The sequence below is a fragment of the Nonomuraea sp. GTA35 genome (assembly GCF_041950525.1).
In the GTDB taxonomy this organism is placed as follows: domain Bacteria; phylum Actinomycetota; class Actinomycetes; order Streptosporangiales; family Streptosporangiaceae; genus Nonomuraea.
This window is the reverse complement of the sequence record NZ_JBGNUV010000001.1, coordinates 309,458-322,991: the sequence shown is the minus strand read 5'-3', so window position 1 is coordinate 322,991 and position 13,534 is coordinate 309,458. Positions and strand designations below refer to the sequence as shown.

The window sequence follows — 13,534 nt, the reverse complement described above, 5'->3', positions numbered from 1 at the left end:
GAGACGGGTGGTGTCCAGCCTGGCGGGCGACCTGAGCCCCTTGATCGACGACTTCGGCCTGCGCATCGGCCGCGCCATGGGCTGGCCGCCCATGGCGGGGCGCGCCGCCGGCGTGCTGATGCTCAGCCCCGAGCCCATGACGACGGCGGAGCTGCAGAGCGCGCTCGACGCGAGCAAGGGCTCGGTCTCCGAGATCACCCGCCTCCTGGTCGACAGCGGCACCGTGCGACGATTCAAGCAGCCCGGCTCGCGCCAGTACGGCTACGAGTGGCGCGCCGACGCCTGGATCGGCTGCCTGCAGCACGTGCTGGAGCAGACGAAGGAGCTGCTGGTCCTCGCCGAGCACGCGCGGGCACGCGGCGACGAGCTCCCCGAGCCGCAGCGCGGGCGGCTGCACGAGATGCACGAGTACTACACGTTCATGGTCCGGCACATCGAGGTGATCTTCGAGGAGTACAGGACCCTCAAGTCCTAGCCCGGCGCCCCCCACTGCGCGCCGCTGCCGCGCGCCTCGTCGAACACCAGCCACGTGCGCGTGGACAGCACGCCCGGCACGTCCTGGATGCGCTCCAGCACCACGTGCCGCAGCGTCTCGTTGTCCGGCGTCCTGACCAGGACCAGGATGTCGTAGTCGCCGCCGACCATGGCGAAGTGATCGACGAACGGGATCTCCTTGAGCTGGGCCAGCACCGCGCGCCAGGAGTTCTGCTCGATGGTCACCGACACGTACGCACTGGTGCCCAGGCCGGCCTTGTGCGGCGCGAGCTCGACCGTGAAGCCCGTGATCACGCCGTCGTCCACCAGCCGGGTCAGGCGGGCGTAGGCGTTGGCGCGCGAGATGTGCACCCGCTCGGCGAGCGTGCGTACCGACATCCGGCCGTCACGCAGGAGCTCAGCGATGATCGCCCGGTCCACCGCGTCCAGCCCGGTGGCCGAACGTCCCGGCCAGCCGTTCCCCTGGGTCACTTCAGACGACATTTGGCCCCCCAAGAGCCGGTTCCGAACCATTTGTCGCTCATTATCCGTCCTCTCTTGAACGGATGGCCAGCTGGACGGACGCTTTCTGTGACAAATGTCCGCAGGGAGGATCGCCGATGGTGCACGTCCGTTCGTCGCTGGCCGGGCTCCGGTCGTATGTGCCGGGCAGGAAGGTGCCCGGGGCCGCGATCCTGGCCAGCAACGAGTCCCCGTACGGGCTGCTGCCCGGCGTGGCCGACCGGCTGGCCGAGCTCGCCGGCGGTCTGGCCCGCTACCCGGACATGGGCGCCGGCCGGCTCGTGGACGCGCTCGCCGCCCACCACGGCGTGGCCGCCGAACGGATCGCGGTGGGCGCGGGCTCCTCGGAGGTCTGCGCGCAGCTCCTGCACACGGTGGTCGATCCGGGGTCGGAGGTGGTCTTCGGGTGGCGCTCGTTCGAGGCGTACCCGATCCTCACCGCCGTCGCGGGCGGCGTCGCCGTACGGGTGCCGCTGCGCGACCACGCGCAGGACCTGCCCGCGATGGCGGCGGCGGTCACCGGCAGGACCCGCCTGATCTTCGTCTGCAACCCCAGCAACCCGACCTCGACGGCCGTCGGGGCGGGCGCCCTGCGCGACTTCGTCGACCGGGTGCCCGAGAACGTGCTGATCGTCATCGACGAGGCCTACCGCGAGTACGCCGACCCGGCCGCGGACGCGCTGGACCTGTTCGGCGACCGGCCCAACGTGGCGGTCGTGCGGACGTTCTCCAAGGCGTACGCGCTGGCCGGGCTGCGCGTCGGCTACTGCGTCGGCCCCGCGGACGTCATCGCCCAGGCCCGCAAGACGCAGATCCCGTTCAGCGTCACCGCCCTCGCCCAGGAGGCCGCCGTCGCCGCGCTCCTGGACCAGCCCGAGGTGGCCAGGCGCTGCGCCCTCACCGTCGCCGAGCGCGAGCGGGTGACCCGCGAGCTGCGCGCGCTCGGCTACGGCCTGCCCGACTCGCAGGCCAACTTCGTCTGGCTCCCCCTCGGCCAGGACAGCGCCGCCTTCGCCGCCCACTGCCTCGACAAGGGCGTGGTGGTGCGCGCGTTCCCCGGCGAGGGCGTGCGCGTGACCATCGGCCTGCCGGAGGAGAACTCCGCCTTCCTCGCCCTGGCCGAAGCCTGGGCGAGCGCTCCGACCAGCAGAAAGTGAGTGTCTTCATGTCCACGAAGACGTCGGCGAAAGCCGTGCGGGAGCTGCTGCCCTCGCAGGCGCCCATCCGGTTCGTCGATGAGAGCGGCTCCGCCGTGAAGGCGCCCGCGGGGTACGACGTGCCGCCGGACGACCTGCTGCGCGCGGCGTACCGGTGGATGGTCGTGGGACGGCGCTTCGACACCCAGGCGACGGCGCTGACCAAGCAGGGCCGGCTCGCCGTCTACCCGTCCAGCCGCGGCCAGGAGGCCTGCCAGGTCGCGGGCGTGCTGGCGCTGCGCGAGCGGGACTGGCTGTTCCCCACCTACCGCGACTCGGTGGCGCTCGTGGCGCGCGGCCTCGACCCGGTCGAGGTGCTGACGCTGCTGCGCGGCGACTGGCACTGCGGCTACGACCCGGTCGCGACCCGGGTGGCGCCCCAGTGCACGCCGCTGGCCACTCAGGTGCTGCACGCCACCGGCATGGCGGAGGCGCTGCGCCGCAAGGGCGAGGACGGCGTGGTGATGGCCTTCATCGGGGACGGCGGGACGAGCGAGGGCGACTTCCACGAGGCGCTCAACTTCGCCGCCGTGCTCAAGGCGCCGGTCGTCTTCTTCGTGCAGAACAACAAGTACGCCATCTCCGTGCCGCTGGCCAAGCAGAGCGCGGCGCCGGCGCTGGCGTACAAGGGCGTCGGGTACGGCGTGCCCGCCGAGCAGGTGGACGGCAACGACCTCGTGGCGGTGCTGTCCGTGCTGAGCGCGGCCGTCGAGCACGCGCGCTCCGGGCGGGGCCCCTTCCTCGTCGAGGCGCACACGTACCGGATGGACGCGCACACCAACGCCGACGACGCCACCCGCTACCGGGACGACGACGAGGTGCGGCGCTGGCGCGCGGCCGACCCGCTGCCGCGGCTGGAGACGTACCTGCGTGGGCGCGGCCTGCTCACCGACGAGGACGCCGAGTCCGCCCGTACGCAGGGCGAGTCGTTCGCCGCGGACCTGCGGGCGCGGATGAACGCCGACACCGAGCCCGACCTCCTCGAGATCTTCGACCACGTCTACGCCGAGCCCACCCCCCAGCTCCTCGAACAGCGCGAGCAGCTGCGGGCCGAGCTGAACGCACAGGAGAGCTGACATGCCCACCGTCTCGATGGCGCAGGCCCTGAACACGGCCCTGCGCGACGCGCTGCGCGACGACGAGCGCGTGCTGGTCTTCGGCGAGGACGTCGGGCCGCTCGGCGGCGTCTTCCGCATCACCGACGGGCTGACCAGGGACTTCGGCGAGGAACGGTGCTTCGACACGCCGCTGGCCGAGTCGGGCATCGTCGGCCTCGCGGTCGGCATGGCGATGGGCGGTTTCCGGCCGGTGGTGGAGATGCAGTTCGACGCCTTCGCCTACCCGGCGTTCGAGCAGATCGCCTCGCACGTCGCCAAGCTGCGCAACCGCACCCGGGGACGGCTGTCGCTGCCGATGGTGATCCGGGTCCCGTACGCGGGCGGCATCGGCGGCGTCGAGCACCACTGCGACTCCAGCGAGGCGTACTACGCCCACACGCCCGGGCTGAAGGTCGTCACCCCGGCCACCGTCGAGGACGCCTACTGGCTGCTGCGGGACGCCGTCGCCGATCCCGATCCGGTGGTGTTCCTGGAGCCGAAGAAGCTGTACTGGGCCAAGGCGGAGGCCGCGCTGGAGCGGCGCGCGGCGGCGCCGTTCGGGCGGGCGGCGATCCGGCGGCCCGGGCGTGACGCCACCCTGGTCGCCTACGGGCCCTCGGTGCCCGTCGCGCTGGAGGCAGCCTCCGCCGCCGCCGAGGACGGTCTGGACCTGGAGGTCGTGGACCTGCGGACGATCGTGCCGTTCGACGACGAGACCGTGGTCGAGTCGGTGCGGCGTACCGGGCGGTGCGTGGTCGTGCAGGAGGCGCAGGGGTTCGCGGGGGTGGGGGCCGAGATCGCGGCGCGGGTGCAGGAGCGGTGCTTCCACTCGCTGGCCGCGCCCGTGCTGCGGGTGGCCGGGTTCGACATCCCCTACCCGCCGCCGATGCTGGAGCACGCGCATCTGCCCGGGGTGGACCGGGTGCTGGACGCCGTGGACCGGCTGCAGTTCGACGACCGGCCCGACGTTCGGCATCTGACCAGGGGGGCGGCGTGAACACTCTTGAGGCACAGCTCTTCCGGCTGCCCGACCTCGGCGAGGGGCTGACCGAGGCGGAGGTGGTGGTCTGGAAGGTCGCCGTCGGGGACACCGTGGAGATCGACCAGATCGTGGTGGAGGTGGAGACGGCCAAGGCGGCCGTGGAGGTGCCCGTCCCCTACGCGGGCACCGTGCTGGAGCTGCACGCCGAGGCGGGGACGACCCTCTCGGTGGGCGATCCGCTCATCTCGGTCGGCGCGCCCGCCCCCGCCCCCGGCACGGGTGTCGGCTCGGAAGCGGGGGCCGGCGCGGCGGCGGAGCGCTACCGGGAGGAGGAGCGGGCCGGGTCCGGCAACGTGCTGATCGGCTACGGCACCGGCCACCTTCCGGGGCAGCGACGCCGGCGCAGAGGCCGCACCGGCTCGGCCCCGTCGCCCGCCGCCACCCGCGCAGAGGCGGCCCCAGCCGCGAGCCGGCCCGCCGGGACCGCCCGCCTCGGCGTGGCCGTTCCGCCCGGCGCCGTGCCACCCACCACCGCGCCGCCCACCACCGGGTCGCCCGGCGCCGTTCCGCGCACCGCCACGCCGGCCGCTGCCCCATCTGCCGGGACAGGCCGCGGGGAGGCGCCTCGCGTGATCTCTCCGCTGGTCCGCAGGCTGGCGCAGGAGAACGGCATCGACCTGGCCGGGATCACACCCAGCGGCCCCAACCGGGTCATCCTGCGCCGGGACGTCGAGCGTGCCATCGCGCAGGCCCGCGAGCCGGCCGCGGTGTCGCGCCACGGCCTGCCCGCCGCCGTCGCCCTCTCCGCGCCGCAGCAGGCCGCGCGGCCGGGCACCACCACCGCCCACGCGCCGCAGCACGACGCGCCCGCCACACCGCGGCACGACGCGCCCGCCGCCCTCTCCGCCCCGCGGTCCGACACGCTCGCCGCCGCCTCCTCCTCGGCTCAGGAACCGGAGCGGATCCCGCTGCGCGGCCTGCGCCGGGCGGTGGCCGAGAAGCTGTCCCGGAGCAGGAGCGAGATCCCCGACGCCACGACCTGGGTGGACGTGGACGCCACCGGCCTGCTGGAGACCAAGGACGCGCTGCGCGCCGCCGTCCCCGACCGGCGCATCGGCCTGCTGGCGCTGCTGGCCCGCATCTGCGTCGCCGGCCTGCGCCGCTACCCGGAGCTGAACTCCACGGTCGACCTCGAACGGGCCGAGATCGTCCGCTACCCGCAGATCCACCTGGGCTTCGCCGCCCAGACGGAGCGCGGCCTGGTCGTCCCGGTCATCCGCGACGCCCACCGCATGACGCTGACGGAGCTGGCGGCCGAGCTGGCCCGCCTGACCACCCTGGCCCGCGAGGGCACCCTGCCCCCGCAGGCGCTGACAGGAGGCACGTTCACGCTCAACAACTACGGCGTGTTCGGCGTGGACGGCTCCACCCCGATCATCAACCACCCCGAGGCCGCCCTCCTGGGCATCGGCCGCATCATCGACAGGCCATGGGCGGTGGACGGCACCCTCGCCGTCCGCAAGGTCGCCCAGCTCTCGTTCACGTTCGACCACCGCGTCTGCGACGGCGGCGTCGCCGGAGGCTTCCTCCGTTACGTCGCCGACTGCGTGGAACGCCCGGCGACCCTGCTGGCCGACCTCTGAGAGACGGCCGGTCAGCCGAGTGGCGACCCGACGCGGTGCAGGGTCCCGTCGGGGTCGACGTAGGCGAACTCGCGCAGCCCGTACTCGGTGTCCTGGGGTCGCCCGAGCCGCCCCGGGACGCCGGCGGCCGCCCACTCGGCGTGCACCGCGCCCGCGTCGGAGACGTACAGGTAGACGACCGCGCCGGTGCGGCCGGGATCGTGCTCGGCCCACTCGTTCAGGTGCAGCGACACGCCGCCGCGTGCGACGAAGGCGTAACGCGCGCCGCCTTCGTAGGCGCGGACGTCGAAGCCGAGCCGGCGATACCGCTCCATCGCCGCGTCCAGGTCCAGCACCGGCACCACCGGCGCCACGCTCTCGAACACCACTCCGTCCGCCACCGCGAACCTCCTCATCCGGCCCTGCCCCCATCATGCCCCCGGTAGGCCCGGTTTCCGGATAAACTGGGCCCGTGCATCTGTACTTCCTGTGAGGACGACCGCCTCGCCCGCCCGTCAGGGGCGCGGCCGGGCACGTTCGCCGTCGTCTCTCACCCTCAGGTTCCCCGCCCCCACGCCCGGGGCGCGCGTGAGCCTGTCTTCGACAGGAAGTACATGTCTGCCATCGTCATGCCATCCGCTCGTTCGCGAGCGCATCTCAACGCCACCGACCTGCGCCTGTCGCGCGGTGGCCGGCCGGTCCTGACCGGCGTGGACCTCACCGTCTCCCCCGGCGACCGCCTCGGCGTGGTCGGCGAGAACGGCCGCGGGAAGACCACCCTGCTGCAGGTGCTCGCCGGCACGCTGACCCCCGACTCGGGAACCGTGCACCGGGCCGGCACGCTGGGCGTCGCCGACCAGGAGATGCCGGTCGCCGGTGACGGCACGGTCGGCGATCTCATCGACGTCGAACTGGCGCAGGTGCGCGCGGTGTTGCGCGCGTTCGAGTCGGCCGCTCTCGACCTGGTCGAGGAGCGTCCCGGCGCCGAGGAGGCGTACGCCGAGGCGCTCGCGGCCGCCGACTCCATCGGCGCCTGGGAAGCCGACCACCGGGTCGACGTCTCGCTCGCCGCGCTCAGCGCGGTCAGCGACCGTTCCGTGCCGCTGGCGGAGCTGTCCGTCGGGCAGCGGTACCGGATCCGGCTGGCCTGCCTGCTGGGCGCCGGGCACGACCTGCTGCTGCTCGACGAGCCGACCAACCATCTCGACTCCGGCGGCCTGGACCACCTGACCGCCGCGCTGCGCGCGCATCCCGGCGGCGTGGTGCTGGTCAGCCACGACCGGGCGCTGCTGTCGGACGTGGTCACCGTGGTGCTGGACCTCGACCCGACCAGCGACGGGCGTCCCCGCACGTACGGGGGCGGGTACGCGGGCTACCACGAGGGCCGGCGGGCCGAGCGCGAGCGCTGGGAGACCGCCTACCGGGACCAGCAGCTCGAACACCGGCGCCTCGCCCAGGACCTCTCCGCGGCCCAGAACCGGCTGTCCACCGGCTGGCGGCCGGACAAGGGCACCGGCAAGCACACCCGCGCCACCCGCGCGCCGGCCCTGGTGCGGGCGGTGCACCGGCGGCAGGAGGAGCTGGAGGCGCACCTCGTGGACGTGCCGGAGCCGCCGCTGCGGTTCCAGCCGCCGCACCTGGACGCGCCCGCCGGGGTCACGCTGCTGCGCGCCGACGGCGTGACCGTCCGGGGCCGCTTGGACGCGCCGCAGTCGGTGCTGCTGCGCGCGGGCGACCGCCTGGTGGTGACCGGCCCGAACGGCTCGGGCAAGTCGAGCCTCCTGCACGTGCTCGCGGGCCGGCTCGCCCCGGACTCGGGCGCCGTGCAGGGCAGGCGGGGCGCGCGCGTCGGCCTGCTCGCCCAGGAGTCGCCGCCGCCGTCGCGGCGCCGGGCCTTCGAGGTGTACGAGGCCGCCGTGGGCAGGCTCGTCGGCTCGGGCGAGCTCGACGAGGGGGCCACGATCGGGCTCGGCCGGCTCGGCCTGCTCCCGTCGGAGGCCCTGCACCGGCCGGTCGCCGAGCTGTCGGTGGGGCAGCGGCGCCGGCTAGACCTGGCGCTCCTGCTGGCCTCCCGGCCGCAGGTGGTGCTGCTCGACGAGCCGACCAACCACCTGTCCATGGTGCTGATGGAGGAGCTGACCGAGGCGCTGGCCACGATGGGCGCCGCGGTGGTGCTGGCCAGCCACGACCGCCGGCTCCTGCGCGACACGGAGTCATGGCCCCGGCTTCGGCTCTGAGACCGGACAGCCGCACCGCCCGCACGGTGCGGCCCTGAGGCCGCCCGGACAATCGCAAAGGCTGGGGCGTGCACCGCACGGCACACTAGGGGATTCCCTAAGCCCGTCCCTGAGGCAGTGTGTTGGGCGCGCGGTTACGATCCTGACGATTCGAGGCGCTGCGGCCGTTCGCGCTCACGCGTCCGAGGAGCTCGTGGTCACCACCGCAAAGGGACGAGGCCGCCGTGGCAGACAGCAGCCGGGCGCGTCTGTCTGAGGACGAGTCCCAGCAGATGCGGGCCGGGATCCGCGCGCGGATCGCCAGGGACGCCCGGTGGTTGCGGCGCCTGACGCCGACCGCCTTCGTGGCGGTTCTCTCGGCGTCGGCCTTGGCCCCCGTAGCCGGTGCGGCGGCCGGCGGTATGGCGGCGGAAGGCCTGTCAGTCCTCGGCTCGGTCGGTGCGAACGTCCTGACCGAAGTGGTCATGGGCGCGATCGCCCGCCTGCGCGGCGGCGACGGCGCCCCTCCGGACACGGCGCCGCCCGCGCCGGAGCTGATCGAGCGAGAGCTGGCCGAGCGGCTGATGAACGCACTGACGGACGAGGGCGTGCGGGCTCAGGCCCTGCGCGCCGAGCTCGCCGTCATCCTGGAGGAGATCGGCGCGGTCAGGACCGCCATGGAAGCAGCGGTGGCGACCGGCGACCCGGAGTACCAGGCGCGCGTGGCCGATCTGCTCGCCGATCTCAGCGGCGGCTTCGACGAGTTCGCCTTCGTGCTGTCGGCCCTGCTCGGCAGCGCGGCATCGATCCAGCAGATGTTGCGCCGTCAGGACGCGGAACATCGCGCGGACCGTGACTGGTTGCGCAACCAGTCGATCAGCCTGCGGCTGATCGAGGAGAAGATCTCCCTCGTCGAGCGGCGCACTCGCATCGGTCTCCCCCGCGGCGCAGAGGACGGCGACTGGGCCGGTGCATGCCCCTACCGGGGGCTGTGGCCCTTCGAGCCCGAGCACGCCGACGTCTTCCACGGCCGCGAGCGCATGACTGCGGATCTCGTCGGCAAGGTGGCCGAAACGCTGGAGATCGGCGGCATGGTGGTGGTCACCGGAGCTTCCGGCGCGGGCAAGTCCTCGCTCCTGCGCGCAGGCCTCGTCCCCGCCCTGGCCAGAGGGGCGTTGCTGCCTGGCTCGCAAAACTGGCCGCGGGTGCTGATCACTCCAGGGCGCACGCCTCTGGACGAGCTGGCCGCCCACGTGGCCGCGCTGGGCCGGATGGACACCATATCCGTGCGAGACGGGTTGAGCCGCAGGCCCGAGCTTGCGCACCTGCTCGTCCGGCAGGCGTTGCTCTCCCACGAGGAGGCCGCCTTCCCCAGCTTGTCCAGCCAGCGGCTGATCCTGATGATCGACCAGTTCGAGGAGGTCTTCACGGCTGGTGACGGCACGCAGACGGAGGCGTTCATCGGGTCGCTGGCGGCGATGAGCGGCCTGCCCGAGCCGGCCGCGCTGGTCATCCTGGGCGTGCGAGGTGACTACTGGGCTCGTTGCGCCGCCCATCCTCAGCTCGCCCCTGCGCTGCGGGAGGGGCAGTTCCTGGTCGGCCCGATGTCGCGATCCGAACTGCGCCGCGCCATCTCGGGCCCCGCCGAACACGCCGGTCTCGTACTTGAACCGGGGCTCGCCGACGCCGTGCTCGGTGACCTGCGCCCGGACGGCGACGGCACCCTGGACGAGACAGGCGTTCTGCCCCTGCTGTCCCAGGCCATGCTGATCACCTGGGAGAACCGGGATGGTCACCGCCTGACCAGCCGGGGATACGGACGCTCTGGCGGTGTCGCCCGGGCGGTGCAGCACAGCGCGGAGTCCGCCTTCCGCTCGCTCGCCCCGCAGGCACGCGAGCTCGCCCAGCACGTGATCCTTCATCTGACGGCCGTGACCGCCGGCGGACGGACGGTTCGCCGCCGGGTCAGGCGGGCGGATTTACCGGCCGCTGTGGCGGGCGCCGCCGAGGACGTGGCCGCCGTGCTCGACGTGTTCGCCGCCGCGCGACTGGTCGTCCTGAGTGAGAATGCGGCGGAGCTGGCCCATGACGTGCTGTTCGACACCTGGCCCCGGTTGCGCGGCTGGCTGCGCGAGGAGGAAGGCGAACGCCTCCTGTACAGCCAGCTGCTCGACGACGCCGGTGAGTGGCGCAGGAACGGAGACGATCCTTCGTTCCTCTACCGGGGGACCCAGCTTGCGAGCGTGCTGGCCGCCGCATCGCGGTGGACCGCCGACTCTCGACGGTACCCCGCCATGAGCGGCGGGCTCGTCCAGGAGTTCCTCGGCGCGGCCAGCACGGCGGAGGACGGCCGCAGGCGGGGCCGGCGCCGCTCCCGCGGTGTGCTGGCCACGCTCCTGGCCACCGCCCTGGCCGCGAGCGGGTTCGCCACCGAGCGGGCGATGTCGGCCGGCCGGCAGAGCGAGCTGCGCCTCGCCCGAGAGACCGCGGACCGCGCCGACTCTCTGCGTACGTCGTCGCCGGCCGAGGCCCTGCTGCTGAGTGTGGCCGCCTGGCGGATGGCCCCTGACGACCTGGACGCCGCGGTGGCACTCTACGGTGCGCTGGCGCAGCGCGAGCTGCACGTGCTGCGGCCGTCAGCCGGTGCCGGCGCCACTCGCGCCGCCCTCAGCCACGACGGCGCCACCCTGGCCGAGGTCCGCGACGGCAAGCTGTCGCTCCGGGACGTGGCCGGCGGGCAGGCGCCGGCCCGCGCCGGCCTCGACCTCGGCGGCGAGGTCACCGCCATCGCGCTGAGCCCCGACGATGCCGTCCTCGCGGTCGGCTCGTCCAGCGCCGTCCAGCTCTGGGACCTACGGACGGGGAAACCGGACGGCGCCCCGTTCGGGCTGGCCGGCGCGGACGAGCTTGCCTTCAACGGTGACGGCAGCGTTCTCACCATGCTCAAGATCGGCGGCGGTGGTCAGGCCTGGGCCGTGACCCGTCTGCGCGAGCGCGTGTGGCACAGCGCCGCCTCCGATCTGGAGGGTATCGAGGTGTCCGCCGATGGCAGCACGGTGCTCACGATCTCCGACGGCAAGGGCTACGAGCTGTTCGACCGGCGGCACCGGCCGATCCCGGCGCCCGGTCCGGTCGATCCTAGCAGCGGAGGGGCCGCCGGCTTCGCGCCGGACGGCCGGACACTGGCCGTGACCACCGAGGCCGGTGTCCGGTTCTGGGACCTGGCGGCGCGCCGCTGGGCCGACGGCCTCCTGCGGGACGCCGTCCCCTACGATCTCGCCTTCGATGCCAACGGCACCCATGTGGCCACCTACGACGCCTCCGGCATTGCTCTGTGGCAGCGTGACGGAACCAGAGTGCTGTCCAGATCAGCGGATGAGATCACCGGCAAACCACGGCTGGACGCCACGGCCGCGACCCTCTCCTACCTGCGAACCGACGGGCAGGTCACCCGCTTCGACGTGGCCACGCTCACCTCCCGCACCGAGCTCGTCCCGCACGCCACCTACGCGGCGATCGACCCGCAGGCGCGGGCCGTGGCCGTGCAGGGCGACACGATGGTGCTCGCGGGGCCAGGCAGGACGCCGCTGGCCATCGGTGCGTCCACCGAGCAACCCGTCCGCGCCGCGTTCAGCCCCGATGGCCACATCCTGGCGACGAGCAGCGGCGCCGCCCCCGAGGTGACGCTCTGGGACGCCGCCACGGGGAACGTACGAGGCGTCATCAAGGTGGACGACACCGACTGGGTCAGCGGCCTGGCGTTCACCCCCGACGGGCAGGAGCTGGCCGTCGCCCCGCGCCGCGACAACGCCTGGCAGGACGTGCGGCTGGTGAACACGGAACGCCCGGACGCGCCCGCGCGGACGATCGGCTCGCCGGGTGGCCCCCGGATGGCCTTCAGCGCGGACGGCCGGCTGCTGGCCGTCAACGGCGCCGAGGCCAACGGCGTCGTGGAGCTGGCTACGGGCCGGCCGCATCCGCAGCTGTTCGGCAGCGGAGGCAGCGGCGGGCGTCCGCTGGCCATCGACCCGGCCGGTACGCTCATCGCCGCCGGCGGGACAGGCATGGACGTCGATCTCTGGGATGCCGTCACGCTCCGCAAGACCAGGACCTTGCGCGGGCCGGCGGACGAGCTCCGGCAACTGTCCGTGACCGCGTTCTCCCCGGACGGCCTGCTGCTGGCCGCCGGCGACACCTCGGGCGGGATCTGGTTGTGGAACGTCCGCGACAACAGGTTGCTCGGCAGCCCGGTGGCCCAGCACGCGGGTGGTGTGCTCGCGCTCGCCTTCACCGCGGACGGGGCCGCCCTCACCAGCGTGGGCGCCGACGGAGCGCTGCGCGACCTGCCGATCGCCCCCGCCCGCGCCGCGGCCGAGGTGTGCCGCCGGGCGCACGCCGCCCTGGACGAGGCCGCCTGGAGGCGGCTCACCAGTCAACAGGAGTACCGACAGGTCTGCTGACCTGCGAAGAGGAGACCGCGATGATCGAGCCCACTGACATCACCTTCGAGATCGAGGACATCGACGTCCCCGACACACTGGTCCTGACCGCCACTCCCCAGGTCGTCACCTTCGCCGTGCAGATCAGGCAGAAGGGACCGACCGTGACGGGACATCTCACGGCTCCCGACGGCTCCCCGGCCGGACCGGAGCTCGCCTTCGGAAGCGACGACGGCAGGAAATGGACGGCGAAGCGCACGTTCTCATCCCAGGATCCGCCCGGGGCATGGGCACTTCACCTGCGCATCGAGGAGTTCGAGGACGCCGAGGAATTCGACGTCATCCTGGACGAGTTCGACGGGGCGGTCAGCATCCAGGCGGCCGTGTCGGACAACGACCTCGGTCCCACCGGGAAGACCAAGATGACGGGGGCCGTGCATGTCGAAGGCAGGAGTGTCCACGGTCAGCTCATCTCCGTCGTCTTCGAGACGCCGAACAAGGTGACACGTTACGAGATCGCCCGCACCGTCACGGACGGCGAGGGCAGGTTCCGCACGGATATCGTCCTTGACCAAAGTGGCTCAGTGTGGGCCGAACTACGTATCGCGGCAGAACCTCCGGCGGGGGCCACCAGCGATCTGATCCCCATCACCGTCCAGCCGGGCCCGCCGGCGCCTGCGACCGTCGTGTACAACAATCCCGCCACCAACAGCTACGGCAAACTCGTACACACTGCGAGGATCACCATCGGTGACAGGAATGCCGCCGACGACATCTCGATCAGGCGTCACAAATCCACCAAATCACCCGGCAACACCGTCGAAGGAACGCCGACCGGCCCACAGGGGGGCTCGCCGAGCGGCGGCGACGGCGACGGCATCTACGTCGTGTGGACCAGCCGCAAGAAGGGTTACTGGTGGCGGGTCAAGTACCACGGCACGCCGAAAGGCAAGAGCGCGTGGAGACAAGGGCCCACAAGCTGAGGA

General features: G+C 73.1%; 10 protein-coding genes. 8 read left to right on the top strand and 2 right to left on the bottom strand.

The annotated features are described in order from the left end of the window. Positions 1-10 precede the first annotated feature (10 nt). Complete coding sequence (locus ACBJ32_RS01400; RefSeq protein WP_375125014.1) at positions 11-475, top strand: GbsR/MarR family transcriptional regulator; 465 nt, start codon at positions 11-13, stop codon at positions 473-475. On the opposite strand, the gene ACBJ32_RS01395 is transcribed toward ACBJ32_RS01400, so the two are convergent. Next, positions 472-978: an Lrp/AsnC family transcriptional regulator gene (locus tag ACBJ32_RS01395; protein WP_357886986.1), complete on the bottom strand. Its 507-nt coding sequence runs from the start codon at positions 976-978 to the stop codon at positions 472-474. The two genes, ACBJ32_RS01400 and ACBJ32_RS01395, sit on opposite strands and share 4 nt — an antisense overlap. 116 nt (positions 979-1,094) lie before the next feature. Between ACBJ32_RS01395 and ACBJ32_RS01390 the strand changes: the two genes are divergently transcribed. The 4 genes from ACBJ32_RS01390 to ACBJ32_RS01375 are packed head-to-tail and all read left to right on the top strand — an operon-like array spanning position 1,095 to position 5,914. After that, entirely contained in the window at positions 1,095-2,153 is a 1,059-nt protein-coding gene (locus ACBJ32_RS01390) for a histidinol-phosphate transaminase (RefSeq protein WP_375125013.1), read from the top strand. Between the two features lie 8 nt (positions 2,154-2,161). Beyond that, on the top strand, positions 2,162-3,268 hold the full coding sequence (gene pdhA, locus ACBJ32_RS01385) for a pyruvate dehydrogenase (acetyl-transferring) E1 component subunit alpha (protein WP_375125012.1): 1,107 nt from the start codon (positions 2,162-2,164) through the stop codon (positions 3,266-3,268). Position 3,269: 1 nt separating this feature from the next. Beyond that, a complete protein-coding gene (locus ACBJ32_RS01380) occupies positions 3,270-4,286 on the top strand; it encodes an alpha-ketoacid dehydrogenase subunit beta (protein WP_375125011.1) in 1,017 nt (338 codons plus the stop codon). Continuing rightward, a complete protein-coding gene (locus ACBJ32_RS01375; RefSeq protein ID WP_375125010.1) occupies positions 4,283-5,914 on the top strand; it encodes a dihydrolipoamide acetyltransferase family protein in 1,632 nt (543 codons plus the stop codon). The genes ACBJ32_RS01380 and ACBJ32_RS01375 overlap by 4 nt, the downstream gene beginning before the upstream one ends. Before the next feature lie 11 nt (positions 5,915-5,925). On the opposite strand, the gene ACBJ32_RS01370 is transcribed toward ACBJ32_RS01375, so the two are convergent. Continuing rightward, positions 5,926-6,294 (bottom strand): bleomycin resistance protein, encoded by a 369-nt coding sequence (locus tag ACBJ32_RS01370; protein ID WP_375125009.1) that lies wholly within the window; start codon positions 6,292-6,294, stop codon positions 5,926-5,928. Positions 6,295-6,507: 213 nt separating this feature from the next. On the opposite strand from ACBJ32_RS01370, the gene ACBJ32_RS01365 reads away from it, so the two are divergent. The 3 genes from ACBJ32_RS01365 to ACBJ32_RS01355 all read left to right on the top strand — a co-directional run bounded on the left by ACBJ32_RS01365 (position 6,508) and on the right by ACBJ32_RS01355 (position 13,531). Beyond that, the gene (locus tag ACBJ32_RS01365; RefSeq protein ID WP_375125008.1) at positions 6,508-8,130 is read left to right on the top strand and encodes an ATP-binding cassette domain-containing protein; all 1,623 of its coding nucleotides are present in this window, start codon (positions 6,508-6,510) and stop codon (positions 8,128-8,130) included. Positions 8,131-8,354: 224 nt separating this feature from the next. After that, positions 8,355-12,569, top strand: a complete 4,215-nt coding sequence (locus ACBJ32_RS01360; RefSeq protein WP_375125007.1) for a hypothetical protein — start codon at positions 8,355-8,357, stop codon at positions 12,567-12,569. After that, a complete protein-coding gene (locus ACBJ32_RS01355; protein WP_375125979.1) occupies positions 12,488-13,531 on the top strand; it encodes a hypothetical protein in 1,044 nt (347 codons plus the stop codon). The genes ACBJ32_RS01360 and ACBJ32_RS01355 overlap by 82 nt, the downstream gene beginning before the upstream one ends. Positions 13,532-13,534 lie beyond the last annotated feature (3 nt).

Coding starts and splice junctions, on each gene's coding strand:
- pdhA (WP_375125012.1), top strand. CDS start 2,162: ATGTCCACGAAGACGTCGGCGAAAGCCGTGCGGGAGCTGCTGCCCTCG.
- ACBJ32_RS01395 (WP_357886986.1), bottom strand. CDS start 978: ATGTCGTCTGAAGTGACCCAGGGGAACGGCTGGCCGGGACGTTCGGCC.
- ACBJ32_RS01365 (WP_375125008.1), top strand. CDS start 6,508: ATGTCTGCCATCGTCATGCCATCCGCTCGTTCGCGAGCGCATCTCAAC.
- ACBJ32_RS01380 (WP_375125011.1), top strand. CDS start 3,270: ATGCCCACCGTCTCGATGGCGCAGGCCCTGAACACGGCCCTGCGCGAC.
- ACBJ32_RS01390 (WP_375125013.1), top strand. CDS start 1,095: ATGGTGCACGTCCGTTCGTCGCTGGCCGGGCTCCGGTCGTATGTGCCG.